The following is a 23,613-nucleotide window of genomic DNA, read 5'->3' on the forward strand; positions in this document are numbered from 1 at the left end:
TGACGCGAACCCTTGGACACCCTATCTGCGGCGCCATGTCCGCACCTGTTCTTGCTTATGAAAATCTCGGTCTCGTCCAGGGATCAGGCTGGTTGTTCCGGGGTATCGACCTGTTCGTCGGCGCCCGCGACCGGCTGGCGCTGATCGGCCGCAACGGCGCCGGCAAGACCACCCTTCTCAAATGCCTGGCCGGAACGATCGACACGGACGAGGGGCGTCGAACGATCGTGCCGGGAACCCGGGTCGTCCTGCTCGAGCAGGATCCGGCCGTCACCGCCTTCGCAACTCTTCGCGACTTCGCCCTTGCCGGACCGGACGCTCCGGCGGCGCATGCCGTCGACGCGATCGCCGACCAGATCGGCCTCGATCTCGATCGACCGGCGGCGACCGCGTCGGGCGGCGAGCGGCGCCGAACGGCAATCGCCCGAGCGCTTGCGCAGGAGCCGGACGTTCTGCTGCTGGACGAGCCGACCAACCATCTCGACCTTGCGGGCATCGAATGGCTGGAGGCTTGGCTGTCCCGCTATACCGGCGCCTTCATCGTCATCAGCCATGACCGAACCTTTCTCAAGCGCCTTACCCGGTCTTCGCTCTGGCTGGACCGGGGCAGCCTTCGACGGGCGGAGGTCGGCTATGGCGGCTTCGAAGCCTGGACCGAGAAGGTCTATGAAGAAGAGGCGAGGGCGGCGGAGAAGCTCGACGCCAAGCTGAAACTGGAGCTCCACTGGCTCCAGCGCGGAGTGACCGCCCGGCGCCGTCGCAACCAGGGGCGGCTCGCCAAGCTTCAGGAGATGCGGGCCTCCCGGGCGGCGATGCTCGGACCAGCGGGAACGGCCAAGCTCGCCCTCGCGAACGACGATGTGAAGACCAAGATGGTGATCGAAGCCGACCGGGTCACCAAGCGTTTCGGCGATCGCGCCATCGTCAAGGATTTCTCGCTTCGAATTCAGCGCGGCGACCGGATCGGAATCGTCGGCGCCAACGGCGCCGGCAAGACCACCCTTCTGAAATTGCTGACGGGGGAGATCGAGCCCGACGAAGGAACGGTCACCCGAGCGAAGACCCTTGAAGGCATCATGATCGACCAGCAGCGCCGGCTGCTCGACCCCGACAAGAGGGTCCGCGACATCCTCGCCGACGGCGGCGACTGGATCGAAGTGCGCGGCAGCAAGAAGCATGTTCAGGGTTATCTGAAGGAATTCCTGTTCGAACCCGAACTCGTCGACGCGAAGATCGGCTCGCTCTCAGGAGGCGAGCGTTCGCGACTGCTGCTCGCCCGGGAGTTCGCTCGCCGCTCCAACCTGCTCGTGCTCGACGAGCCGACCAACGACCTCGACATGGAGACGCTCGACCTCCTCCAGGAGGTGATTGCCGACTATGACGGGACGGTTCTGATCGTCAGCCACGATCGCGACTTCCTCGACCGGACGGTGACGATAACCCTCGGTCTGGACGGCAGCGGCCGGGTCGACATCGTTGCGGGCGGCTATGAGGATTGGGAGCGCAAGCGCCGGCCGAGCAAGCCGGCTCCCAAAGCGCAGGGGCAGGCCAGAACAGCGCCGGCGCCAGCGCCGCAACGCACCAAGCTGACCTACAAGGATCAGCGCGACTATGAGCTTCTGCCGAAACGGGTTGAGGAGCTCGAGGCAGAGATTGCCCGGAACGAGGCGCTGCTCGCCGATCCCGATCTCTATTCGCGCGATCCTGATCGCTTTGCCCGGCTGACCGCCGCGATCGAGCGCGCCCGCAAGGAACGCGACGCCGCCGAGGAACGGTGGCTGGAACTCGCCGAGCAGGCGGAAGCTCTGGCCGGCTGAGGCAGACGGTCGGCTTACCCGAGGTCAGCCGCGCCGCGCCTGTTCGAGACGCTGGCGGATGGCGGCGTCGCTCGGAGCACCTCGTGCGGCCCGTTCGAGCAGGGCAAGCCCGCCGGCCCGGTCGGTGCCGCTCTTGAACAGGATCCAGCCGAGCGTGTCGGTCGTGGCCGGATTGTCCCGGTTGAGCGCCCAGGCGCGGCGCGCAAGCGGCAGGGCCCGCTCGTAATCGCCAGTCTCCGAATAGGCCCAGGCAAGATTGTTGAGGATCGTCGCGTCCTGATTGCCGAGCCGGCGGCGAAGCCCTTCATAGGCTCGGATCGCGCCTTGCCAGTCGCCCGCCTGCATCATCCGCCCGGCGAGGAGGAACTGGGCGGGGACGTTGCGCGGGTTCTGGCGAAGGAAAAGCGCAAGGACCTGGTCGGCCGCCGCCGGCTGGCCCGAACGCTGCAGCGCCTCGATCAGGCGAAGAGCCACCGCCTCGCTGAAGGCAAGATTGGCGGCGCGGCGATATTGATCCGCGGCAGATCGGAAATCGCCCCGAATGCCGAGTGCGTCGCCGGCCAGGATATGGGCTTCCGGTGCCCCGGGATTTGCCGCCTGGAGCCGGCGCGCCCGCTGCAGGGCTTCGTCGCCGAGGCCCTGGGCGAGCAGTGCCGAGATCAGCCGAACCTGGGTAGGCCCGTGCTCGGGCTGCTCGGCCGCCTCCCGGCGAAGCTGGGCGAAAGCCGCTTCGCCCGGCGGCGTGATGGCGGCCAGTGCCGCAGGCTGCGGCCGAGCCGCCCTGGCGAGATAATGGGAAGCGCCGGCCCCGTCGCCGAGCCGGGCCAGTGCCTGTCCCATCAAGGCAAGGCTGTAGCTGTCCGCATCGAGGCTGTCCGCGATCGGCCGCAGGGTCTCCGCGGCGGCGGCCGCATTGCCCTTCTGCCATTGCGCGGCAGCGAGCAGTCGGCGCGCCCGGCGATTGCCGGGCTGGCGCTCGACGAGTCGGGCGAGGCGCGCCGCCGACTGTTCGACATTCCCCATTCCGAAGTCGATCGCGCTCGCCAGGAGCATCCCCGCCGGAGTCCCGTCGAACGCACCATTGGTCCGGTCGTAGAGCGAGCGCGCAAGGCCGAAGTCGCGCGCCCGGGCGGCGAGCACCGCCTGAAGATAGTAAGCGGTGGGATGGCCCCCGGTCTGGATATGGAGCTGGCGGGCATCGGCCAGCATCTCGCTCATCCGCCCGAGTTCGCCATAGGTCTTCGCCCGCTCGACCCGTGCGGCGAGGTTGCCGCCGTCAATCTCGAGTGCCCGGTCGAACCAGGCCAGCGACGCCGCGAGACCATATTGGCCTCGGGTCAGCTCGCCGCGAAGGACAAGCGCCTCGACATTGTTGGAACGGGCGGCCACCGCCCGGTCGGCGGCTTCGATGGCTCCGGCGATCTCGCCGTTGGAGCGGCGGAATCGAGCGATGTCGGTCCACACCCAGGAATCGCCGGGAGCCGCTGCGAGCGCCCGGTCGAACTCGGCTCGAGCGCCGTCCTGGTCGCCGAGGATCATCAAGGCGCGGCCACGGATCCGGGCGGCATAAGCGGCATGATCGGGCGTGGCCGCTTCGGCCTTGTCCAGCGCTCCTTCGGCGTCTCCCTGCAACAGTCTGGCATGGGCGAGCAGATGTGCCACCTGCTGCGCGGGCAGGCCCGTCTCCACCGCACGAACGATTTCCGCCTCGGCGGCCGCTCCGTCGCCGAGCGCGAGCAGGACTCGCGCCTGCATGATCCGAGCGTCGCGGTTCCCCGGATCGGCCTGGAGGGCGTTCATGAACTCGACCCGGGCGGTCCGCACATCCCCCGCCTCAAAGGCAACGACGCCGCGCTCAAAAGGCGACCCGTCCGCTCCGCCACAGCCGGCGGCGAGGAGGAGCAAGGCGGCAACGAGGACGCGGCCTTTCATGGCTGAAGTCCGTACTGCTTGAGCAGGTCGTAAAGGGTCGGCCGGCTGATCCCGAGCAGCTTTGCCGCGGCCGAGATATTGTTGTCGGTCTGGGCGAGCGCCTTGCGGATGGCGCGCCGATCGGCCTCCTCGCGAACCGCCTTGAGGTTCACCGCCAGGCACTCCTCCGGGGATTCGGCAAGATCGAGATCCTCGGCGGAAATCAGCTTGCCCTCGGCCATGATCACGGCCCGCTTCATCCGGTTCTCGAGCTCGCGGATATTGCCCGGCCAGTGCCACTTCTCGATCGCCGCCAGTGCACCGGGGGCAAAGCCCTTCACCTGCGGGTTCATCTCCCGGGCGAACCGGGCGAGGAAATGCTTGGCCACCAATGCGGGATCGCCCGGCCGCTCGGCGAGGCCGGGGATCCGGACGACGATCTCCGCCAGCCGATAATAGAGATCCTCGCGGAATGTCCCGGCGGCGATCATCTCCTCCAGGTTCTGGTGAGTCGCACAGACGATTCGCGTGTCCACCGCGATCGGCTTTCGCCCGCCGATCCGTTCGACCACCCGTTCCTGGAGAAACCGCAGCAGCTTGACCTGGAGCGGCAGCGGAATGTCGCCGACCTCGTCAAGGAAGAGGGTCCCGCCATGGGCCAGCTCGATCTTGCCCTCATTGGTCCTGATCGCGCCGGTGAAGGCACCCTTCTCGTAGCCGAACAGCTCCGCTTCGAGCAGGTTTTCCGGAATGGCGGCGCAGTTGATGGCGACAAAGGCGCCCTTGCGCCGCGGACTCGACTGATGCAGCCCCCGCGCCAGAAGCTCCTTGCCCGTGCCGCTTGCGCCGAGCAGCATCACGGAGATGTTGGTGTCCGCAACCCGCTCGATCGTTCGCGCCACCTTGAGCATTTCCGGAGCGGCGGTGATCATTGTGCCGAGCACGGTGCGGTCCTCGGCCACCTGGCCTTCGAGCCGCCGGTTCTCGCATTCGATCTCGTGGAGCTGAAAGGCGCGGCGGACGATCAGTCCGAGCTGGTCGATGTCGACCGGCTTCTGATAGAAGTCATAAGCTCCGGAAGCGATCGCCCGAAGTGCGCTTTCGCGGGCGCCATGCCCGGACGCGACGATCACCTTGGTATCCGGCTTCAAAGTGAGGATGGAATCGAGCGCTGCAAAGCCTTCGGTGACCCCGTCGGGGTCCGGCGGAAGGCCAAGGTCGAGAGTCACCACGGCCGGCTCGGCCGAGCGCATCAGATCCACGGCCGAATTGCGGTCGGAAGCGATCAGCACCTCATAATCGTCATAGGCCCAGCGGAGCTGGCGCTGCAGCCCTTCATCGTCCTCGACGATCAGCAGCTTGGGTTTCACAGGCATGTTCATGCGCGCATCCGTTGCAATCGGGCGGCCGGCTGGGACTCGGCGGCGGGAAGGGAAAGGGTGAAGCGGGTTCCGCGGCCTTCGACGCTTTCGACGTCAAGTCGGCCGCCCATGGCGTTGACCAAAGCGCGCGCCTCGTAGGCGCCGATTCCGAACCCGGATTGCTTGGTCGAAGCGAAGGGCTGGAACAAGCGGGTCCGGACGAACTCTTCCGACATGCCGCGACCCTGGTCCACGACATGGATCGCCACCATTCCGCCATCCTCGGCCAGGCTCAGTTCCACCGGCTGTCCCGGTTCGCTGGCGTCGATCGCGTTCTGAACGAGGTGAGCGAGCGCCTGCTCGAGGGCATTCGGATCGGCCCTCGCGACCAGCCGGTCGCCCCCGCTGACCCGAACCGGGTGAGCGCGCCGCTTGCTCGCCGCCACGCGCTCCACCAGCGGTCCAAGCTCGACCGGGCGCGGCGGGTCGGCTTCGAGCACGGCCCCGGGCGAGAGCCGGGCAAGCAGGTCGTTCATCTTTCGCACCGAGCTCTGCAGAGTCGCCACCATGTCGGCCCGGAAGTCCGGATTGGCGGCATGGCGCTCCGAATTGCGGGCGACGAGGCTCAGCTGGCTGACCAGGTTCTTGAGGTCGTGCATGATGAAGGCGAAGCGGCGGTTGAACTCGTCGAACCGGCGCGAATCCGCCAGCGACTGCTGGACCCGGGCTTCGGCAATGTAGCTCGCCGCCTGGATTCCGGCAGCTCGGAACAGGTCGAAATCCTCCCAGTCGAGGGGCCTGCGAAAGGTCGGATGTTCAAGAATGACGAGGCCGACGAGCCTTCCGGAATGGATCAGCGGCACTCCGGCCCAGGCGCGGTCGAGGCGAGCGAGCCCTTCGGGTATCAGGATCTTCTCGCCGCCGCGGTCGATCCAGCCGCCGCGTACCGACTCGAAATCGATCACATAGCCGTTCGCCTCCACGAACCGCAGCAGCGCCTGGCTTTCGTCACTCTCGGGGCCGATCCGGCAGCCGGAATTCCAGCAGGCCGATTGAGTGAGGCGATACTGGCCATCGACCGCCAGCAGGATACCGCCGGGCGACTCGGCAATGTCGGCCAGCGCCTTGATCACCCGATGCTCGAGCGGCGAGTCGTCCGAATCCTCACGGCCGATCGTGTCGGTGAAGCGGAGCCACTCCTGACGATAGTCGTAGCGGTGTTCGAACAGGTGCTTGGCCAGCACGACCCGGAGCCAGGCGCGTGCCCGCGGGGAGGGGAGCAGGATCAGGGCGGCGAGCGTGGTCAGGAAGATGATTCCGATTTCGCCGGCGCGGGCCCAGTCGCCGCCGGCAATCTCCATCGCCCGCGAAGCGGACATCATGGTGACCAGGTAGATGAGGATGACGACGAGGGAGATGGACTGGAAGGTAGCCGCGCGCGAAATCTGGATCCTCCAGCTTGCCGCATTGCGCACCCCCAAAGCGAAGAGCGGAACCATCGATGCCAAAGCGAGACCGCGGATCGCGAACAGGTCGGCCGCCGATCCGCGCGAAAAATAGGCGACGGTATAAAGGTGCAGGTCGTAGGCCCACATCACCGCCAGAGCGATCATCGGCAGCCGAAGAGCGCTTCGGGAGACGGGCGCCGCCTGGCCGTAGAGATTGTGGACGAGGATCAGCGAACCGGCGGCGATGGTGAGGCCGATGACGTGGCTGGTTGAAGCGAGGGAGTCGAGGATCAGCGGAAAATCGCGGAACTCCTGCATCACGCCGCCGATGACGATCTGAAGGCCGACCACGGCGGCGACGGCGGCATAGAGAGCCTTCACCGCCCGCTGGCCGCGATTCTGCTCGGCCTCCTGAGTTATCCCGTACATGAAGGCGAGGAAGGCGAGATTGCGGGCGCTTTCCGCCAGCTGGGTCATCATCGCATAGGGATCCAGCATCGACAGGAAGATCGCCCAAACGGAGGTGACCGCAAAGGCGCTGACCAGCGGCCGGTTGAGCGGGTCCGAATTCCAGCGGCGGAGCTGGAAGATGGTCAGCGACCCATAGAGAATGGCGGCGAGCAGGTGGCTCCAGACGCCGAAGATCGAGGTCATCGCGCCCCTTCCGGCCAGAGGATCACCCTCAGGGTCTGAAGCAGGATCAGTATGTCGAGGAAGGGCGTGTAGTTCTTGGCGTAATAGAGATCATATTCCAGCTTCTCGCGCGCATCCTCGACGGAGGCGCCATAGGGATAATTGATCTGCGCCCAGCCGGTGATCCCCGGCTTCACCACGTGCCGCTCGGAATAGAAGGGCAGCCGGGTTTCGAGATCGGCAACGAACTGGGGCCGCTCCGGTCGCGGGCCGACGAAGCTCATTTCGCCCTTGAGCACGGTCCAGGCCTGCGGCAGCTCATCGATCCGGAGGGTGCGGATGATCCGGCCGATGCGCGTGACCCGCGGATCGTCCTTCTGTGCCCAGACCGCCTTGCCGCCGACTTCGGCGTCGGTCCGCATCGAGCGGAGCTTCAGAACGTCGAACGTCTGGCCGTAAAGCCCAACCCGGCGCTGTCGGTAGAAGGCCGGACCCTTGCTTTCCAGCTTCACGGCGATGGCGGTCAGGGCGATCAGCGGCAGGGTCGCGATCAGGATGGCGAGGCTGACGACGACGTCAAACAGCCTTTTGCCGGCACTCGACAGCCGACGTCCGGACGAAAAGCCGTCGGAGAAGATGAGCCAGGAGGGATTGAGGCTGTCGAGGTCCACCCGCCCCGTCTCGCGCTCGAGAAAGGTCGAGAAATCGTGCACTTCGACGCCCGTCGTCTTGATCCGGAGCAGGTCGTTGAGCGGTAGCGAGTTGCGCCGTTCCTCCAGGGCCAGGACGACCTCGCCGGCGCCGAGCCGGAGCAGATGGTCGGGAAGGCTGGCAATATCGGCACGGTTGACGGAAGTGGCGACCGCGACCGGACCGTCGTTCATCGCGATGAACCCGACGACTGAGAAGCCCGCGCCCTCGCGGCGCGAGAGCGCCTCGACCCGGGCGGCTCGTGGACCGGCGCCGAGCACCATGATCCGGCGCTTGAACCGGTCGCTGCCGAGCAGATCGCGAAGTGCGATCCGGGCCAGGATCGTCCCGCCCAGCGCGAGCCAGGTCGCGTAGAGAAGGTTCGATCGCCAGAAGCTGACTGGCGGAATGAGGAAGAAGACGAGCGAAAGCAGGATGATTCCGAAGGCGAAGGCGACCAGCAGTCGGGCAATGGCGAAGCGCACCGACTGGAGCGCCTGGACGGCATAAACTCCGACAGCGACCATGGAGGCCTGAATCGCCACCGCAAAGGCGAGCATGTTCGGAACCCGGCGGCCGGGGTCGATGTCGAACTCGCCTTCCACCTGCCACAGGCGCAAGGTCCAGCCGGCCTCGGCCGCGAGCAGCAGAAGGATGAAGTCGATCGCGCCCAGAAGGAGCACCGCATAGGGCACATAATGTTTGAACAGGCGGATCACCGGCCCGGCTCCGATCGCCGCGAGAGGATTGCATGCCGGTCCGTCAGGGCGCGCAGGAGTCGGCGCGCTCCGGCCGTAATCCATCTGCCTCGTTCGGAACGGCGCAGACACGGCGATGTCAAATTGCCCGACATGGGCGCCAGTGTCGGAGAAATTGACAAAAAAAGGGTGAAGGGCACCCGATCCGGAACGGGACTGCGGGTAACCGCACCCACGCCGTCGAGACTTGCCTTTCTTCAAAGAACCTTGATAGTGGGCAATCATTTCACCAAATACGGCCCACCTGGCCGCCCCTTCCGGCGGCACTCACCGATGACGGTTTGAAAGCACCATGCCCATTCTCAAATGTCCCTCCGATTTCACTGACCACGCGCCCAGCAAGACCAACCGCCAGCTCGCCGAGAAATATGGCGTCGGCGAGAAGACGATCACGCGCTGGCGCAAGGAAACCGGCTGCACGGCCTCCATTCGTCCGTTCGCAAGCGCCGCGCTGCCCAAGCAGCACGTCCCGGCGATCAGCCCGGGCCTGGCGAGCGAGGCGGCGCAGTTCCTGCGCAAGACCCACCGCCCGGTCTATCACCGGATCATCGAGGGCAAGGAGTTCCGCGGCCAGTATGTCGTCGGCACTCAGGTCCTGACCGAGGACCAGATCATCGCCCTCGCCGAGGAAAAGGGGTTCGAGCCCTATAATCGGCTGTTCGACCTGGCGAGCTAGTTTCGTCAACGGCGCGATGTTCGCAACCCACCGGCGCATTGCCGGGCGGGTCCGTGGATCTCCATCCAACTCGCGGAGGTTGACCGACTGGAACAGGTTTCCAGTCGGCCGCGATTCTTTCTAGGGTGGCTCCATGAGTCAGCGCCCGCTCAGCCGAATCACGCCGGTGATCCTTTCCGGTGGCGCTGGAACTCGACTCTGGCCGCTGTCGCGGCTTGATCGCCTGAAGCCGATGGTCAACCTGACCGGACAGGGGACGCTGCTGCAACTCACGGCTGCGCGAGTCGCCGACCCTGCGTTGTTCGGACCTCCCGTGCTCGTCACCACGGCTGAGGATTCCGGCGCGGCCACCGCTCAGCTCAACTCCGCCGGAGCGCCGCCGGCATTGACGATCGAAGAGCCGGTGGCGAGGGGCACTGCCGCAGCCATTGCATTGGCCGCGTTCGCGATCGACCCGGAGACGGTGATGCTGGTCATGCCCAGCGACCATGTGATTGGGGACGAGCTGGCTTTCCTGAACGCCATTCAGGTCGCGCTTCCCGCCGCACAACAAGGCTGGCTGGTGACGTTCGGGATTGAGGCCGATCGGCCGGAAACGGGCTACGGCTACATCAAGCAAGGCGACCCGATCGCTTCGGGAGCCTTCCGGGTGGAGCGGTTCGCCGAGAAGCCGGACGAACCAACGGCGGCAGCGTGGCTTGCTCAAGGTGGCTATAGCTGGAACGCTGGCATCTTTCTGATGCGCTCGCGCGACTATCTCGAGGCGCTCACGGCCGAGGCGCCCGAGGTGCTTACCGCCTGCCGGTTGGCCGTCCAGTCCGGGCGGCAAGAGGATGCGCGCCTCGAGCCGTCGGCCGAGCCGCTGTCTATGGCACCCGCCGCTTCGATTGATCGAGCCGTGCTTGAGCGTTGGGCGCGGGTTGCGGTCGTGCCGACCGCAATGGACTGGTCGGATGTCGGGAACTGGGAGGCCGTGCATGCGCTGGGACCGCATGACCCCTCGGGCAATGTCGTCGCGGGCGAGGCCGTGGCGGTAGGTAGCCGGGGTTGCCTGGTGCGTTCCGAGGGACCCGTGATTGTGGCGCTCGGAGTGGAAGATTTGGTGATCGTCGCAACCGAACGCGCCGTCCTGGTCGTGCCGCGCGGTCAGACGCAGCGAGTCGGTCAGGCGATCGAGGCGCTGGAGCAAAGGCGTAAGGGAGTTGCAGCGGATGACTGAAACACGCAGCCTCGGCGATAGCGGGCTCTCGACGCCGCGGCTTGTGCTCGGCGGCAACGTGTTCGGCTTCACGCTCAAGGGCGAGGAGGCCTTCCGGGTGCTCGACCGCTTCGTCGAGGCGGGCGGGACGATGGTCGACACCGCCGACGTCTATTCCAACTGGGTGCCTGGCCATGTCGGCGGGGAATCCGAGACCCTGCTCGGCGAATGGCTGAGGCGTCGGGGCCGCCGCGACGGAGTCCTGATCGCGACCAAGGTCGGCTATGACGAGGGTCTCGCGCCGGACCATATCGAGCAGGCGGCTGAAGCCTCGCTCCGCCGGCTCGGGATCGAGACGATCGATCTCTATTATGCGCACAAGGACGATCCGAAGACGCCGCTCGAGGAGACGCTTCGGGCCTTCGACCGGCTGGTGCGTTCCGGCAAGGTGCGGGCGATCGGCGCTTCCAATTATTCGGCGGAGCGGCTCGCCGAGGCGCTGGCCATATCCGAGCGCGAAGGACTGGCGCGATTCACCGTGCTCCAGCCCGAATATAATCTGATGGCCCGCGACGGCTTCGAAGGGGCGCTGCAGCAACTCTGCATCGATCGTGGCCTCGGCGTTCTTCCCTATTTCGGGCTCGCCTCCGGCTTCCTCACCGGCAAGTACCGTTCGGAAGCGGACCTTTCCAAGAGCGTCCGCGGCGGAGGAATGGCCAAATATCTGAACGAGCGCGGCCGGCGCGTCCTGGCGGCGCTTGACGAGGTTGCTGCCGAGGTGGGCGCGAGGCCGGCCCAGATCGCCCTGGCCTGGCTCGCCGCGCAACCCGGAGTGACGGCGCCGATCGCCAGCGCGACCGGGCTTGATCAGCTCGAGGAGCTGCTTGGTGTCCTCACCCTGGAACTGAGCCCGGACCAGATCGACCGGCTCGGCGAAGCTTCGGCCTAGCGCTCGCCGAACACACCCAGCGCCGCCACCACCATCGCCTCCGTCGCGGTCGAGATCACCGCTTCGGCGTCCGGCGCCCAGAACGGGCTGTGGAGCGAGGGCAGCCGGCTGATGTCGCCGTTCGCCGCGTCCCATTGCTGGCGGGGCACGCCGCCGACCCAGAAGATCAGGCTCTGGATGCTCGGGTCCGCGAGATGGTAGCGCGAGAAATCCTCGCCGCCCATGACCGGGGGAGTCTGCTGAACCCTATCCGGGCCGAAATGCTCCCGGAACAAGGCCGCGCTGTTCTGGGTCAGCGGGTCGGTGTTGACCGTCGCCGGCGTATATTCGGCCTCGCGGATGGTGACGACGGGCATTCGGTCGTCGGGAATTCCGGCGGCGATCGCCTCGCCGCGGGCGATGCGCTGGATGCCGTCGAGTAGAAGCCGCCTTACTTCGGGCGTGTAGCTTCGAACCGTGAGCTGGAGCCGCGCCTCGTCGGAGATGATGTTGTGCTTGGTTCCGCCCTGGAAGCTCCCGACCGTCACCACCGCGCTGTCGAGCGGATTGAGTTCCCGGCTGACCAGGGTCTGCAATGTCGTCACGATCCGGCTGGCCAAGACGATCGGGTCGCGGGTGGTGTGGGGATAGGCGCCATGGCCGCCAAGGCCGCGCACCTGGATGTCCACGGAATCGACGTTGGCAAGGGCCGGCCCGACCGAATAGCCGATCACTCCCGCGGGTAGGCTCGCCGAATCATGAAAGGCGATGACGTGGCTCGGCTTGGGGAAGCGCGTGAACAGGCCGTCCTCGAGCATCGCCCGGGCGCCGACTCCGATCTCCTCGCCGGGCTGGGCGATCATGACCAGGGTTCCCGACCATCGATCCCGCATCGCCGCCAGCCGCCGGGCCGCGCCGACCCAGGCGGTCATGTGGGTGTCGTGGCCGCAGGCGTGCATGATCCCGCTTTCGACCCCGGCCAGGCTCGTTCCGCGCGCCCGGCTGGCATAAGGCAGGCCGGTCTGCTCCTCGACCGGCAGCGCGTCCATGTCGGCGCGGAGCATCACCACCGGACCCGGCCCGTTTTCGAGCACCGCCACCACTCCGGTGCCGCCGACGCCGGTCGTCACGTTGAAGCCGAGCCGGCGTGCCTCGTCGGCAAGCTTGGCGGCGCTTCGCCGTTCCTGCATGCTGAGCTCGGGATGCTGGTGGAAGTCGCGGTAGATTTCCAGCAGCGAAGGCATGTCCTGCCGGATCGCCTGATTGAGGTCCTGGGCGGCAAGCGGGCTGCTCATGCAGCCGGCCCATAGCATCGCGGCGAGAATTTTGCGTCCCATGAGTACCTTTCTGTCAGCGGGGCGTCAGCTCGATCACGTCGAGCCGGGATTCGAAGCGGGGAGAGGGAAAGACGAGGCGCCATTGCCGCTCGCCGATCCGCTCGAGCAGGCCGGCCATGTCCCGCTCGCGATCGGTGCCGTAGCGATAGGCACGCCGCTCGTCGCCGAGCTGCATCGTTCCGAGGAAGACCATGCGCCGGTCCATGTCCGCGTAGAGCCGTCCGATCGGCCGCTGGGAGCCGGTCAGCTTGGTGAAGGTCGTGGAGCCATTCTCGACGGCGATCCGGCAGCGGAAAGGCGGATAGTCGACGTAAGCGAGCCCGCCTTCGCTCTGGCTGCCGAGCTTGATCGTGCGGCAGGCATATTCGCCCGGAGGCGGCACTGGGCCGGTGAGCGCGGAGTCGGGGTCGAGCAGCGCGCCCTCGCGTGCAATCTCGTCCGAATGGCCGCTCGATCGTGCCTCGCCCAGCGCCTCCATCCAGGACTCGCGCCAGCCGCGGATCCGGTCGAGGTCGCCCTCGGTCGCGAAGCTGCGCCAGCTGACCGAGCCGGGGCGGCAGGGCTCGCGCGTCAGGGCGGGCGCTTCCTGACCGACCGTACAGGCGGCAAGCGCCGCGGCGAGAAGAAATGTCATCCCGGTGTGCTAACCCGCCCATCGCGATACTGAAAGAGGCGTTGTCATCCGAACGGTGCCGAGCCTTCGAACCTGGGCCGCAATGCCATCACCCGCTCCGCCAGGAAGTCCGAAAGGGCGCGCACCCGCTCCAGGCCCCGAGCTTCGGGACGGGTCACGAGCCAGAGGGACTGCTCGGTTCCGGCGAGCCGGTCCACGCACAGTACCAGGTCAGGCCTTCGATCGCCCTCGATGCGGGGCAGGGGGCCGAGCCCCAGACCGGCCTCGATCGCCAGGGCGTGCGCGACGAGGCTGTTGTTCCGGCCAACAACCGTCGCGCCCGCGGCACGCCTTCGCAGCCAGTGGGCGGCAGGCATCTCATCGAGCCATCCTTCGAAGCCGAGAATGGCGTGTTCATCCAGTTCGGCGACCGACTTCGGTGCGCCGCGCCGCTCCCGATAGACACGGCTGCAATAGAGGCCCCAACTCGCCTCCACGAGCTTCCGGACAATGAGTTCGGGCTCTACCGGCCGCGGGCCGACCCGCAGCGCCAGATCGGCCTCGCCGGCGAGCAGATCGAGCTTCCGGTCGTCGACGATCGTGTGGACCCGAATTTCGGGGCAGCGGTCGGCAAAGTCGCGGAGCGCCGGCGTGAGGACAAGGCTGGCGAGCAGGTCGCTGGTCGTCACCCGAACGACACCCGACATCTGCCTCTTCTGCTGGTCGGCAAGGCTGGAAAGGGCGCGCGCCTCCGCTTCCATCCGTTCGGCGCCGGCGAGGAGCGCCTGGCCTGCCTCGCTGAGCTTGTAACCGGTCGGCAGCCGGTCGAACAAGCGAACCCCCATCACCGCTTCGAGCGACTTGATCCGGCGCGCGACGGTCGTCTGGTTGGTCCGCAGGCCGCGAGACGCGCCCAGCGTGCTGCCGCTTCGGGCCACCGCCAGGAAATAGCGAATGTCGTTCCAGTCGTACATTCGTCGGCTTTCCCCTCCTTCGGAGCCTAGGCCGCCGCTGAACGCACGCGCAAGACACGGTCTGCAAGATTGCAGAGCCCTCCTGCGAACTTCCCGGCTGTGCGGTGCCGGCTCCCGCCCCTAGCCGACCTCCGCCGGCAAAGCGGGGCTGTCCAGCAGGGGCAAGTCCAGGCGAGCAGGAGCCGGCTGAAGAAGAGGCACAGGAGAAGCCATGCGCGACGAAGCAAGCGGGGCGGGCGAATGCCTGCACTTTCTCAACAGCTGCGTTCGCGTCGCTCTGCCGGGCGACGCCAATACCGACAACCTCTCGCTGCTCGAACATTGGATGCCGTTCGACGAGGCGCCGCCGCTTCACCTCCATCATGTCGAGGACGAGATCTTCCACATCCTCGAAGGCGAGCTTCGCTTCCGGATTGGCGATCAGACGATGGTTGGACGCAAGGGCGACACCTTGTTCGCCCCGAAAGGCATCCCCCATGGCTTCCGGGTCATCTCTCCGGAGGGCGCGTGGCTGCTGACAATCACCCGCGGCGGATTCGAAGCCCTGGTCCGGCAAGCCTCGCGCCCGGCCAAGTCGATGAGCCTGCCGGAGCCCGCCGAGCCGACGCCCGAGCAGCAAGCGGCGCTTGCCGAATTGTGCGCGGCGCAGCGCATCGACATTGTCGGCCCGCCGATCAGCTGAAGCCCAGCGACCGAGGGTCTAACCGGTCGTCGCTTGCGGGCCTGCGGATCGATCGACAGGAGGGCGTCGATGGTCCCGCGACCGCTATTGCGCCGTCCAGCCGCCGTCCATGCTGAGATTGGCGCCGGTAATTCCCGAGGCTTCGTCGCGGCAAAGGAACAGGGCGAGGGCGGCGACCTGGTCGACGGTGACGAACTTCTTGGTCGGCTGGGCGGCGAGCAAGACGTCGTTCACCACCTGATCGCGGGTCAGGCCGCGAGTGCGCATCGTGTCCGGGATCTGGTTCTCGACGAGCGGCGTCCAGACATAGCCGGGGCTGATGCAGTTGACGGTCACCCCGGACTGGGCGGCTTCGAGCGCCACCGTCTTGGTGAAGCCGGCAATGCCGTGCTTGGCCGCGACATAAGCGGACTTGTTGGGGCTTGCGACCAGGCTGTGCGCCGAGGCGGTGTTGATGATCCGGCCCCATCCGTTCGACTTCATCCCCGGCAAGGCAAGCCGGGTGGTGTGGAAGGCGGCCGACAGGTTGAGGGCGATGATCAGGTCCCATTTCTCCACCGGGAACTGGTCGACCGGCGCAACATGCTGCATTCCGGCATTGTTGACGAGGATGTCGACCGGGCCGAGCTCCTCCTCCGTCTGGCGGACCAGCGCCTCGATCCGCTCGGGGCGGGTCAGGTCGGCATCGCTATAGCCGGTCCGCACCCCCGACCGGCCGATCTCTTCCCGGATCCCCTCGATCTGAGCCGGATCGCCGAAGCCGTTGAGCATGATGCTGGCCCCTTCGGCGGCGAGCGCCCGGGCGACGGCGAGGCCGATGCCCGAGGTCGATCCGGTGACGAGCGCGGTCTTGCCCTGGAGGAACATGAATCATCCTTCGACTTGTGGCTTTCCCGGCGCTTTGGCGGGAGCAGGGGCCGAATGCAACTTTGCCGCCGGTCAGCCGCGGCGGCGCGGGGGCGCGGGAACGAAGCGCCATCGATCCCCGCCGCTGCAGCGGAGCCCGGCAAGGGTGGCGGTGCCGCCCGACTCCAGCCGCTCCAGCAACCGGCCGATCTCCTCGCCGCGTGGGCTCGCGCCGGGATCGAGCGATCGGATCACCGCCAGGACCAGCCTTCGGCGAAGCTCCGAAGGCAGGCCTTCGGGATCCAGCACATAGCCGCCCCCGTCGCGACGAACCCGTTCGTCGATCAGGCGACCCGCGGCCCAGTCGAGCGCCTCCTCCGCTTCGGCGAGCGCGGCGGCGCTTCGAGCGATCGGCACGGGCTCCAGCCAAAGCGTGTCGGCCAGCCGCCGGCGAAGGCGCACGCGGTCGAACGATTGATCGCTGTTGCTGGGGTCGGTCACGGGCGTGAGGCCCGCTTCGCCGACGATTCCGGCAAGTTCGGCGCGGCGCCAGCCGAGCAACGGTCGGATCACCGCCAGTCCGCCAATCTCCACCCGCGGGCGTATTCCGGCCAGTCCTCCCAGGCCGGCGCCGCGGAGCAGCCGCATCAGCAGGGTTTCCGCCTGGTCGTCGGCATGGTGGCCGGTGAGCACGAGGTCGATCGCCTCGCGCCGGGCCCAGTCGCCGAGGAGTCGATAGCGCTCCGCCCGGGCCGCGGACTGGAGGTTGCCGGCCGGCGGGGCGTCGGGACGAAGCGTGGCATGGCGAAGCCCGAGATCGCGGCAGACCTTGTCGACGAAGGCGGCCTCGCCGGCGGCTTCCGGCCGGAGCCGGTGATCGACGGTGGCCGCCGCCACCTGGCCGGGAAAGGCCGAGGCGGCGAGAAGCAGCAAAGCGAGGCTGTCGGGCCCGCCCGAGACGGCGACTCCCAACCGCGCTTGGCCCGGACCGGCGAGACGGTTCACGCAGGCGCGGAAGCGCTCGATCGGGGCGGAGTCGGCAAGCGGCATGGCCGCCACCCTAGGCGCGCCCGGCGCCGTGGAAAATGCCGGCCGCCTGCCGGGCGCTCAGTTGCCCGCCGGGGCCGCGGCCGCGGCGCCGATCTGCTCCCTCAGGCAATGTTCGAGCGCGGCCCGAGCTTCGGGGGGAGCGCTGGTCTCGCTCTCCTCTTCGCGGAGCTGCTCGATCGAGCGGGACTGCATGTAGCGATCCACCGAACATTCGCACATGCGAGCGAAATCCACCCCCGGCGGTGCGCCCGGAGTGGCTCTGGCGCCGCTGGTGCAGCTCTGGATCGCCTGGTTGCGATAGGCTTCGCGGAAAGCGGCTTCGCTTTCGCCGCAGCCGCCTGTCGCGGCGGCGGCGAAGATCGTGGCGGCGGCGAGAATCGGTCGCATTCCATCCTCCCCCTGTTCGATGCCGCCGGAATGGCGGCGGCCGCGATTAGGCGCTCGCCGGGTCCGGAAGTAAAGCCCCGGAGGGGCGACTGCGGCAGCGGGAGGCCGCTCGTGGGCTCAGAAGAGCCGTCGTCGTCGGCGCGGCGGCTCCTGCGGCTCGGGCGGAAGGTCCTCGACGATCCAGCTGTGATTCTCGACGATATGCGAGACGATCGGCCGCCCCCGGCCGTCGCGGGAAGGTTCGAAGCGGAACCGCGCCTCGATCACCCGGCAGGTGGTTTCATCGAGCAAAGCGTGGCCGCTCGAACGGGTTACCTGGCAATTGGCGACCCGGCCGTCGGTCAGAACCGTGTAGCGGACTCCGACCGTTCCGCCGATTCCGGCCTCGCCAAGGCCTCCCGGGAAATCGCTGTCGCGAATCCGGCCGCGGATGTGCCGGGGTGGGGTCAGTCGCTCGCGGCCATAGCCACCGCCGCCGCCGCCACCGCCGCCGAGGCCGCTGCCGGTTCCGCTGCCCTCGCCGCCGGCCCCGGTTCCTGGGCCGCGCACGTCAGCGGCGCCGGAAGACGGATCATTGCCGGTGGCGGCGATCGGCGCGGCAGTGATCGGCGGAGTGATCGGAAGGGGAATGATCGGCTTCGGGGCCACGATCTGGGTCGCCCGGCTGCGCAGGTTGGGCGGGGCGGCCCCGCCTTCCTCGCCCGGGCTGAATCGCCGGGCCTTGGTGTCGCTTTCGACCCGTGGCGGCGGACGGGTGACCGGCGGATCGGGCTCGGGCGGCGGCGGAGCGACGTTGAACAGCTTGAGCGGCTCCTGAAGCGCCCGCGGCAGCGGCGCGCCCAGTCCCCAGAGCAAGGCGGCGCCGATCAGGGCATGGACGAACAGGGTCGAAGCGACTCCCGCCGCTTTCTCCCGATCGACCTGTCGTCCAGCCAGTCTCAAGACGAACCTTCAGCAAAAACAGCGTCATAGTATCAGATTTCGGCGATGAATGAGCGGTTGACGGACGGTCTGCGGCCGCTCTTCCGAGTCCGGGCCGGGACAGCTATCCAGGGGCATGGCGAAGAAGCCGAAGCTGAAGGTGTTCCGGATGCCGGTCGGCTTCCACGACGTCTATGTGGCGGCGCCGAGCCAGAAGGCGGCGGCCGAAGCCTGGGGCACGGACAGCAGGGTCTTCACCCGCAAGGAAGCGGAGCTGGTCACCGATCCGGAGCTTACCGCCGAGCCGCTCGCCCATCCGGGAAAGGTGATCAAGCGGCTTCGCGGAACGGCCGCCGAACAGATCGAGGCGCTCGGCGAGCCGGCACTGAAGCCGCCTGCCGGGACAGGCACGGCATCGGGCACCCGGTCGGGCCGGAGCAAGGCGAAGTCTGCGGCCAAGCCGAAGCCCAAGCCCAAGCCGAAGCCGAGCCGGTCGAAGCTGGACCAGGCCGAGCAGGCCTTGTTCGAGGCCGAGGCTCGGCACCAATCGGAACGGCGCGCGATCGCCCGGCGCGAGGCCGAGCTGGCGCGCGAGCGGAAGGCGATGGAAGGCAGGCAGCGCCAGGAGCGGGAGCGGCTGGAGAGCCGCCGCGACCAGGCCGAGAAGGCGTATCGCGAGGCCCTCCGCCGCTGGCGGGGGCTTTAGCCCGGCTGCGCTCGCCTGATTGGTCTTCCATTATTTCGCGTGGGTGCCGTGGGTCCCCCAACGGATCAGGGGAGGTCTTCGCGCAGCACGCTCGGGCTAGAAACAGAGCTCGCTAGCGTTTCGGCGCCGCTATGATAAAAGTTGGAGGTTCGCGCCCGTCCCGGACCGCGACCAGGTTGCGGAGGGTGCCATGAAGCCGACGCGCAAGCTCAATCGACGTTCCTTTCTCGCGACCGTGGCCGGCGGAGTGGCCGGGATCGGCGCTCTCGGCGCGGTCAGCAGCGACGCCCAGGCCCTCCAGGGTTGCAGCGACAGCGATCCGTCCGATCCGGTCGGGCACGGCCGGCGCTGCTATTCGAGCGGCTGCAGCGACAGCGACAGCGGCCCCAATTCCGATCCGGTCGGCAATGGCCGAAGCTGCCGCCGGACAAGCGGCTGCACCGATTCCGACACCGGTCCCAATTCGGATCCGGCGAATGACGGCCGCAGCTGTCGCCGGACGAGCGGCTGCAGCGACAGCGACACCGGCCCCAATTCCGACCCGGTGGGCCAGGGCCGAAGCTGCGGCGCCGCCTGCAGCGACAGCGACCAGGGTCCGAATTCCGATCCGGTCGGACGAGGGCGAAGCTGCTACCGCTCCTGCAGCGATTCCGATCCGAGCGATCCGGTCGGCCGCGGCCGGCGCTGCTAGGACCGTCGACGGAGCTTCAGGCGCGGCCTATTCGCAGCGAATCTCGCCCCGTTCGATCGCATAGCCGAGCGCAGCGCCGCCGGCGGCGCCGAGCAGGGTGCCGAGCGTGTTGGAGCCGCGCGGAGCGATGAGGTTGCCGAGCAGCCCGCCGACCGCGGCCCCGGCGACCAGGCCGATCGTCCCGTCGCGGCGCCGGCAATAATAGCGGCCGTCGCTGCCGCGGTAGATCCGGTCCTCGCGGCTGAGCGGATAGGGTTCGTAGGCGCCGGGGCGGTACTGGCGCTCATAATAGCCGTCATAAGAATCGTAAGGATCGGTGGTCGCGCAGCCGCCGAGGGGGACGGCGGCGAGCGCGGCGGCGGCAAGGATGGGGGGAGCGCGCATGGAAATGCCTCCTGCTGGTGGGTGTACGGGGTCAATGCGCAAGCGGCGGAGAAAGTTGCGCCCTCGTACCGTTCGTTCCGGGCGGAGGCTCGCGCATCGGCCGGAACGGGTTTATGATGGGGGTCGCCACCGCAGGAGAGGCTCATGGCCGGCCTTTGGACGTTGCTGGGCGCCGCTTCCCTCCTGGAGGGGGGACAGGCGGGCGACCCGTCGCCGCCGCGGGTGGAGATCGCCTTTCCCCGGCTGATCGAACGCTATTGCAGCTTCGTCTCGCCGCGACCGCCCGACGAAGGCGTGATGGCGGCGATCGCGCGGCGCTTGCCGGAGCTGATCGCCTTGTGGGAGCGGGACGGGCCGGCCTTGCTTGCCGAAGCGCAAAGGCTGACCGGACGGCCCTACCCTTTCGCGGAGACCCAGGCGGTGGTTCATGGCTGCGAGGACATGGGCTCGCTGTCGCAGCCGCTGCTGATCGCCGGCGGCTTCTACACGGACGCCTGGGAGTCCCGCCCGCCGGCGGCGGACGGACGGCCCCGCCGGCGCCGCGCCGACTCCGAATTCGTCAACACCGTCTGGCACGAAGTCACTCACCGCTATCTGGGCCGGATCATCGCCGCCCTGCCCGGCGGCACCACTGCCTCGAGGGACCGGTACCGCTCGGAAAGCCAGGTGGTGCGCAACCACATCCACCTCTTCGCGCTGGAGGAGCTGGTCTATGACCGGCTCGGCCGCCGCGACGAGTTCGAGATCGTGCGGACTCGCGTCCTCGAGCGCGGCGATCCGGAGCTCCAGCGCGCCTATCGGATCGTCATGGCGGAAGGGGCGGAGGCGCTGGTGGCGGAGCTCCGGCCGACGCGCTGACCGTGCCGGTTCAGCGAGGCAGGAAGGGAAAAGGGTGAGGCGGAGTTGAGCAGTTTCGAATTCGTTTTTTCGCTGTTCGGCCTGCTGCTCGGGTTCAGCCTGGTCGAGGTCGTCGCCGGCTTCGGGCGGGCGCTGGAGGCCCGGGTCCGGCCGGCCCCGGCCGGGCCATCCGTACCAACGCGGATCGGCTGGCTCAGTCCGCTCCTGGGGCTGTTCGTCATGCTCAACCTGCTGTCCTTCTGGACGGCGGCCTGGCTGCTTCGCGACGCCATCCCCGCCGCTTACCTGCCGATGCTGTTCGGGCTCCTCGTCACCGGCGGCTATTATTTCGCCGCGGCGATGATCTTTCCCCGCGAGCTCGGCGACTGGGCTGATCTGGACGATCATTATTTCAAGGTGAAGCGCTGGGTGATCGCGGTGGTCGCCGGCTGCAACCTGCTCGGGTCGATCGGAATGGCCCTTGCGGGCGCCAATCCGCTCGAGCCGATCGATGAACTCGCGCTCAACCTGCTCTTCTATGCCCTGCTCGGCGCTCTGTTCGTCGCACGAGGCCGGCCCGGCAACCTGGTGCTGCTGGTCCTGGTCGCAGCGCTTTATCCGGCCGCCACCCTCGCCGCCCAGCTCGCCTGACGGGAATGGCAGCTGGCGGGCCCGCTCAGTCGCGCGTGCCGAAGCCGCGCCTGGCGCCGGTGAAGCCGCTGGCCAGGAGATAGAGCACCATCATCATCACATAGATGTCGAGAGCGCTGGGATCCGGAACGAAGGCGAAGCGCGCCGCCGCGACCCAGAAGAAGAGGGCAAACTGGAAAACAAGAAAGGCGATCACCCCGGTTTCGACGATGATCTGCCGAAACAGCTCGTCGGACCGGCGCCACAAGGCGATGTTGAATCCGGTCTGCACCGCCAGCACCGTTGCCAGGAGCGCGAGCAGGATCGCCGAATATTCGCCGGTGAGCAGGTCGGTCGAAAGCGACAGGATGGCGAGTTCGAAACCCGCCAGAGCGGCGACGAGCCCCTGCCAGCGCAGCGACTGCATCTCGGAACCGAGATCGTCTTCCGGCTCTGCGGTCGGGCCCATCATCCTGGCGACTCCGGATCGGCTCAGCGACGCGACCGCGATTGCGAGCCCGACCAGGACCAGCATCCCGGCAACGAACAGCCCCGAAACATGGAGCCCCCGCGCCTCGACGTCAGGGGCGAATTGCGCGATCAGATAGGCTCCCGCCGCGCCGGCGAGGGCGCCGACCAGGAACTGAAGAACGAAGGTCTTTCCGTTTCGCCCGAGCGTGCTTGCCGTCATGGTTCCTTCTCCATCTCCCAATGGTCGTGGAACAGCGCCTCGACGGGCACGCCGAAGACCCTCGCCATGCGCAGCGCGAGCGGAAGGCTCGGATCATATTTGTCGGTCTCGACCGCGTTGATCGTCTGGCGCGACACGCCGAGCCGGCGGGCCAGCTCTCCCTGGCTCCAGCCGCGCGCCGAACGATGCTCCCTGACGCTGTTTTCCAACCCGTACCTCTGTAAAGAGCTCTTTACAGCCCAGGTCGGAACGCTGTCAAGAGCTCTTGACAAGGCTCGACGCGGAGGAGCGGCGACGGAGGAAGGGCCGCCGTTCGGCTGCGCCGTCGGGCGCAGCCCGGCGGGGCAATGGCCGGTTCAGGGATTGAGCTGGCGGACCCGTTCGAGGTGGGTCGTGACCACCGGCAGCGCCTCGGCCGCGAAGGTCTTGAGCCGGGGTCCGTGGCCGTTGGCGGCGAAGTTGCGGTGAAGCTCGACCGCGATCTCGTGAATCTCGGCCTGCTGGCGGACATAGGTGCGGTCGAACCGCCGCTCAGAGGCGCGCTCGAGACGGCGAAGCATGTCCCAGTGCATCGGCATCATCGCCGGCGGGAGCAGTTCCTCCAGGCCGACGGCCCGGGCGATTTCGGACAGCTGCTCGCTCGACCGGCGATGATCGGCCAGCATCATCTGGGCGAACTCGCGCACTTCCGGCCGCTGCGCCTTTTCGATCGCGAGCTCGGCCGCCCGGATCTCGTAAAGGTCGGTGGCTCCGGCGACGGCGACATAGGCGCCGCGTTCCTCCGGAGTCAGGTCCTGCCCGCTCGACGATTGCGCCACGGCGGGCGCGGGCGCCCCGGCCAGGACGAAGGCCGCCGCAATGGCGGCCGCGAATACTCGCTTCCTCATATCCTCTCCTTTCAAGGGTTTAGGCTGTTGGAGACAGTGTAACCCATGGCGCCGAGTCGGGGCAAATTCCGGCCAGAAGGTGCGGCGGCGGGAAGGCGGCCCTTCCTGCGCGGCCGGCCTTCATCCGCCCGATCGTCGGTCCGGCGCCGGCTTGGCGCGAGCGGCGTTGCTCCCTAGACCAGACGGGACAGCCTAGCCCTGACGCAAAGGAACCTGACCCTGCTCAACCCGCTTCGGCTCATCGCCGCCCTGCTCGCGGCGCTCGTCGCTGTTCCCGCCTCGGCGGCGCTTCCGCCCAACGCCCAGCGGATGAACGAGCTGCGCGCCGTGATCGATCATCCCGCCATCGCCCGAGCGTTCGGGCCCGGCCAGCCGGTCGACCGGATCGAACTTGTCAGGCCGGACCTTTACCGGGTGAGCGCCGGCCAATGCCATGTCGACGTCGCCATCGTCAGCCTCCCCGTCGCCAATCCGCGCCGGCCGGGTCCGCGCCGGTTCGCGGCCCGCCCCGGGCCCAGGACCTGCGCAGGCGGGCGCTGAACCCGGGCCGGCTTCGG

General features: G+C 67.8%; 25 protein-coding genes. 10 read left to right on the forward strand and 15 right to left on the reverse strand.

Features of this window, described 5'->3' with window-relative positions; all coding sequences use genetic code 11:
* The first annotated feature begins 35 nt into the window (after window positions 1–35).
* On the forward strand, window positions 36–1,817 hold the full coding sequence (locus ACRYLT_RS07695) for an ABC-F family ATP-binding cassette domain-containing protein (RefSeq protein ID WP_482663499.1): 1,782 nt from the start codon (window positions 36–38) through the stop codon (window positions 1,815–1,817).
* Between the two features lie 24 nt (window positions 1,818–1,841).
* Here ACRYLT_RS07695 and ACRYLT_RS07700 read toward each other — a convergent pair whose 3' ends face one another.
* From ACRYLT_RS07700 to ACRYLT_RS07715, 4 genes are read right to left on the reverse strand one after another with little or no spacing between them, the layout of a single operon-like run.
* Entirely contained in the window at window positions 1,842–3,749 is a 1,908-nt protein-coding gene (locus tag ACRYLT_RS07700) for a tetratricopeptide repeat protein (RefSeq protein WP_482663500.1), read from the reverse strand.
* Entirely contained in the window at window positions 3,746–5,104 is a 1,359-nt protein-coding gene (gene prsR / locus ACRYLT_RS07705; protein WP_482665421.1) for a PEP-CTERM-box response regulator transcription factor, read from the reverse strand. The genes ACRYLT_RS07700 and prsR overlap by 4 nt, the downstream gene beginning before the upstream one ends.
* A gap of 2 nt (window positions 5,105–5,106) precedes the next feature.
* Entirely contained in the window at window positions 5,107–7,191 is a 2,085-nt protein-coding gene (gene prsK, locus ACRYLT_RS07710) for an XrtA/PEP-CTERM system histidine kinase PrsK (RefSeq protein WP_482663501.1), read from the reverse strand.
* On the reverse strand, window positions 7,188–8,579 hold the full coding sequence (locus ACRYLT_RS07715) for a TIGR03013 family XrtA/PEP-CTERM system glycosyltransferase (protein WP_482663502.1): 1,392 nt from the start codon (window positions 8,577–8,579) through the stop codon (window positions 7,188–7,190). The genes prsK and ACRYLT_RS07715 overlap by 4 nt, the downstream gene beginning before the upstream one ends.
* Window positions 8,580–8,910: 331 nt before the next feature.
* Between ACRYLT_RS07715 and ACRYLT_RS07720 the strand changes: the two genes are divergently transcribed.
* From ACRYLT_RS07720 to ACRYLT_RS07730, 3 genes are all read left to right on the forward strand, one after another.
* Window positions 8,911–9,294, forward strand: coding sequence for a hypothetical protein (locus ACRYLT_RS07720; RefSeq protein ID WP_482663503.1), 384 nt, complete (start codon window positions 8,911–8,913; stop codon window positions 9,292–9,294).
* A gap of 133 nt (window positions 9,295–9,427) precedes the next feature.
* Entirely contained in the window at window positions 9,428–10,513 is a 1,086-nt protein-coding gene (locus tag ACRYLT_RS07725; protein ID WP_482663504.1) for a mannose-1-phosphate guanylyltransferase, read from the forward strand.
* Window positions 10,506–11,441 (forward strand): aldo/keto reductase, encoded by a 936-nt coding sequence (locus ACRYLT_RS07730; RefSeq protein ID WP_482663505.1) that lies wholly within the window; start codon window positions 10,506–10,508, stop codon window positions 11,439–11,441. The genes ACRYLT_RS07725 and ACRYLT_RS07730 overlap by 8 nt, the downstream gene beginning before the upstream one ends.
* Here the strand turns inward: ACRYLT_RS07730 and ACRYLT_RS07735 are convergent.
* From ACRYLT_RS07735 to ACRYLT_RS07745, 3 genes are read right to left on the reverse strand one after another with little or no spacing between them, the layout of a single operon-like run.
* Window positions 11,438–12,757 carry an amidohydrolase gene (locus ACRYLT_RS07735; RefSeq protein ID WP_482663506.1) on the reverse strand — a complete coding sequence of 440 codons (1,320 nt, stop codon included), beginning with the start codon at window positions 12,755–12,757 and terminating at the stop codon, window positions 11,438–11,440. The two genes, ACRYLT_RS07730 and ACRYLT_RS07735, sit on opposite strands and share 4 nt — an antisense overlap.
* A 13-nt stretch (window positions 12,758–12,770) precedes the next feature.
* Entirely contained in the window at window positions 12,771–13,391 is a 621-nt protein-coding gene (locus ACRYLT_RS07740) for a DUF4893 domain-containing protein (RefSeq protein ID WP_482663507.1), read from the reverse strand.
* A gap of 44 nt (window positions 13,392–13,435) precedes the next feature.
* Window positions 13,436–14,344: a LysR family transcriptional regulator gene (locus ACRYLT_RS07745; RefSeq protein ID WP_482663508.1), complete on the reverse strand. Its 909-nt coding sequence runs from the start codon at window positions 14,342–14,344 to the stop codon at window positions 13,436–13,438.
* 211 nt (window positions 14,345–14,555) lie between these two features.
* On the opposite strand from ACRYLT_RS07745, the gene ACRYLT_RS07750 reads away from it, so the two are divergent.
* A complete protein-coding gene (locus ACRYLT_RS07750; RefSeq protein WP_482663509.1) occupies window positions 14,556–15,026 on the forward strand; it encodes a cupin domain-containing protein in 471 nt (156 codons plus the stop codon).
* A gap of 84 nt (window positions 15,027–15,110) precedes the next feature.
* Here the strand turns inward: ACRYLT_RS07750 and ACRYLT_RS07755 are convergent, their stop codons facing one another.
* The 4 genes from ACRYLT_RS07755 to ACRYLT_RS07770 all read right to left on the reverse strand — a co-directional run bounded on the left by ACRYLT_RS07755 (window position 15,111) and on the right by ACRYLT_RS07770 (window position 18,251).
* Complete coding sequence (locus ACRYLT_RS07755) at window positions 15,111–15,893, reverse strand: 3-hydroxybutyrate dehydrogenase (protein ID WP_482663510.1); 783 nt, start codon at window positions 15,891–15,893, stop codon at window positions 15,111–15,113.
* Window positions 15,894–15,965: 72 nt separating this feature from the next.
* Entirely contained in the window at window positions 15,966–16,922 is a 957-nt protein-coding gene (tilS, locus tag ACRYLT_RS07760) for a tRNA lysidine(34) synthetase TilS (protein ID WP_482663511.1), read from the reverse strand.
* 57 nt (window positions 16,923–16,979) lie between these two features.
* Window positions 16,980–17,309, reverse strand: a complete 330-nt coding sequence (locus ACRYLT_RS07765; protein WP_482663512.1) for a hypothetical protein — start codon at window positions 17,307–17,309, stop codon at window positions 16,980–16,982.
* Window positions 17,310–17,426: 117 nt separating this feature from the next.
* Entirely contained in the window at window positions 17,427–18,251 is an 825-nt protein-coding gene (locus tag ACRYLT_RS07770; RefSeq protein WP_482663513.1) for a TonB family protein, read from the reverse strand.
* Between the two features lie 115 nt (window positions 18,252–18,366).
* On the opposite strand from ACRYLT_RS07770, the gene ACRYLT_RS07775 reads away from it, so the two are divergent.
* Both ACRYLT_RS07775 and ACRYLT_RS07780 read left to right on the forward strand, forming a co-directional pair.
* Window positions 18,367–18,936, forward strand: a complete 570-nt coding sequence (locus ACRYLT_RS07775; RefSeq protein WP_482663514.1) for a hypothetical protein — start codon at window positions 18,367–18,369, stop codon at window positions 18,934–18,936.
* 190 nt (window positions 18,937–19,126) lie between these two features.
* Window positions 19,127–19,627 (forward strand): hypothetical protein, encoded by a 501-nt coding sequence (locus ACRYLT_RS07780; protein WP_482663515.1) that lies wholly within the window; start codon window positions 19,127–19,129, stop codon window positions 19,625–19,627.
* Between the two features lie 27 nt (window positions 19,628–19,654).
* Here ACRYLT_RS07780 and ACRYLT_RS07785 read toward each other — a convergent pair whose 3' ends face one another.
* Window positions 19,655–20,011 carry a glycine zipper 2TM domain-containing protein gene (locus ACRYLT_RS07785; protein WP_482663516.1) on the reverse strand — a complete coding sequence of 119 codons (357 nt, stop codon included), beginning with the start codon at window positions 20,009–20,011 and terminating at the stop codon, window positions 19,655–19,657.
* 144 nt (window positions 20,012–20,155) lie between these two features.
* Here ACRYLT_RS07785 and ACRYLT_RS07790 point away from each other — a divergent pair, with 144 nt between their 5' ends.
* Together ACRYLT_RS07790 and ACRYLT_RS07795 are read left to right on the forward strand one after the other, a co-directional pair.
* Window positions 20,156–20,869: a hypothetical protein gene (locus tag ACRYLT_RS07790; protein ID WP_482663517.1), complete on the forward strand. Its 714-nt coding sequence runs from the start codon at window positions 20,156–20,158 to the stop codon at window positions 20,867–20,869.
* A 45-nt stretch (window positions 20,870–20,914) separates the two neighbouring features.
* Window positions 20,915–21,499 carry a hypothetical protein gene (locus ACRYLT_RS07795; RefSeq protein WP_482663518.1) on the forward strand — a complete coding sequence of 195 codons (585 nt, stop codon included), beginning with the start codon at window positions 20,915–20,917 and terminating at the stop codon, window positions 21,497–21,499.
* A 25-nt stretch (window positions 21,500–21,524) separates the two neighbouring features.
* Here the strand turns inward: ACRYLT_RS07795 and ACRYLT_RS07800 are convergent, their stop codons facing one another.
* The 3 genes from ACRYLT_RS07800 to ACRYLT_RS07810 all read right to left on the reverse strand — a co-directional run bounded on the left by ACRYLT_RS07800 (window position 21,525) and on the right by ACRYLT_RS07810 (window position 23,056).
* The gene (locus ACRYLT_RS07800) at window positions 21,525–22,169 is read right to left on the reverse strand and encodes a hypothetical protein (protein ID WP_482663519.1); all 645 of its coding nucleotides are present in this window, start codon (window positions 22,167–22,169) and stop codon (window positions 21,525–21,527) included.
* A complete protein-coding gene (locus ACRYLT_RS07805; RefSeq protein ID WP_482663520.1) occupies window positions 22,166–22,378 on the reverse strand; it encodes a helix-turn-helix transcriptional regulator in 213 nt (70 codons plus the stop codon). The genes ACRYLT_RS07800 and ACRYLT_RS07805 overlap by 4 nt, the downstream gene beginning before the upstream one ends.
* Window positions 22,379–22,525: 147 nt before the next feature.
* Window positions 22,526–23,056 carry a DUF4142 domain-containing protein gene (locus ACRYLT_RS07810; protein ID WP_482663521.1) on the reverse strand — a complete coding sequence of 177 codons (531 nt, stop codon included), beginning with the start codon at window positions 23,054–23,056 and terminating at the stop codon, window positions 22,526–22,528.
* Window positions 23,057–23,365: 309 nt separating this feature from the next.
* Between ACRYLT_RS07810 and ACRYLT_RS07815 the strand changes: the two genes are divergently transcribed.
* Window positions 23,366–23,596: a hypothetical protein gene (locus ACRYLT_RS07815; RefSeq protein WP_482663522.1), complete on the forward strand. Its 231-nt coding sequence runs from the start codon at window positions 23,366–23,368 to the stop codon at window positions 23,594–23,596.
* Window positions 23,597–23,613 lie beyond the last annotated feature (17 nt).

It is taken from the genome of Sphingosinicella sp. SM1-17 (assembly GCF_056821765.1).

Coding starts and splice junctions, on each gene's coding strand:
- ACRYLT_RS07815 (WP_482663522.1), top strand. CDS start 23,366: ATGAACGAGCTGCGCGCCGTGATCGATCATCCCGCCATCGCCCGAGCG.
- ACRYLT_RS07800 (WP_482663519.1), bottom strand. CDS start 22,169: ATGACGGCAAGCACGCTCGGGCGAAACGGAAAGACCTTCGTTCTTCAG.
- ACRYLT_RS07810 (WP_482663521.1), bottom strand. CDS start 23,056: ATGAGGAAGCGAGTATTCGCGGCCGCCATTGCGGCGGCCTTCGTCCTG.
- ACRYLT_RS07695 (WP_482663499.1), top strand. CDS start 36: ATGTCCGCACCTGTTCTTGCTTATGAAAATCTCGGTCTCGTCCAGGGA.
- prsR (WP_482665421.1), bottom strand. CDS start 5,104: ATGCCTGTGAAACCCAAGCTGCTGATCGTCGAGGACGATGAAGGGCTG.
- tilS (WP_482663511.1), bottom strand. CDS start 16,922: ATGCCGCTTGCCGACTCCGCCCCGATCGAGCGCTTCCGCGCCTGCGTG.
- ACRYLT_RS07730 (WP_482663505.1), top strand. CDS start 10,506: ATGACTGAAACACGCAGCCTCGGCGATAGCGGGCTCTCGACGCCGCGG.
- ACRYLT_RS07740 (WP_482663507.1), bottom strand. CDS start 13,391: ATGACATTTCTTCTCGCCGCGGCGCTTGCCGCCTGTACGGTCGGTCAG.
- ACRYLT_RS07790 (WP_482663517.1), top strand. CDS start 20,156: ATGGCCGGCCTTTGGACGTTGCTGGGCGCCGCTTCCCTCCTGGAGGGG.
- ACRYLT_RS07755 (WP_482663510.1), bottom strand. CDS start 15,893: ATGTTCCTCCAGGGCAAGACCGCGCTCGTCACCGGATCGACCTCGGGC.
- ACRYLT_RS07750 (WP_482663509.1), top strand. CDS start 14,556: ATGCGCGACGAAGCAAGCGGGGCGGGCGAATGCCTGCACTTTCTCAAC.
- ACRYLT_RS07775 (WP_482663514.1), top strand. CDS start 18,367: ATGGCGAAGAAGCCGAAGCTGAAGGTGTTCCGGATGCCGGTCGGCTTC.
- ACRYLT_RS07765 (WP_482663512.1), bottom strand. CDS start 17,309: ATGCGACCGATTCTCGCCGCCGCCACGATCTTCGCCGCCGCCGCGACA.
- prsK (WP_482663501.1), bottom strand. CDS start 7,191: ATGACCTCGATCTTCGGCGTCTGGAGCCACCTGCTCGCCGCCATTCTC.
- ACRYLT_RS07725 (WP_482663504.1), top strand. CDS start 9,428: ATGAGTCAGCGCCCGCTCAGCCGAATCACGCCGGTGATCCTTTCCGGT.
- ACRYLT_RS07720 (WP_482663503.1), top strand. CDS start 8,911: ATGCCCATTCTCAAATGTCCCTCCGATTTCACTGACCACGCGCCCAGC.
- ACRYLT_RS07785 (WP_482663516.1), bottom strand. CDS start 20,011: ATGCGCGCTCCCCCCATCCTTGCCGCCGCCGCGCTCGCCGCCGTCCCC.
- ACRYLT_RS07735 (WP_482663506.1), bottom strand. CDS start 12,757: ATGGGACGCAAAATTCTCGCCGCGATGCTATGGGCCGGCTGCATGAGC.
- ACRYLT_RS07780 (WP_482663515.1), top strand. CDS start 19,127: ATGAAGCCGACGCGCAAGCTCAATCGACGTTCCTTTCTCGCGACCGTG.
- ACRYLT_RS07700 (WP_482663500.1), bottom strand. CDS start 3,749: ATGAAAGGCCGCGTCCTCGTTGCCGCCTTGCTCCTCCTCGCCGCCGGC.
- ACRYLT_RS07745 (WP_482663508.1), bottom strand. CDS start 14,344: ATGTACGACTGGAACGACATTCGCTATTTCCTGGCGGTGGCCCGAAGC.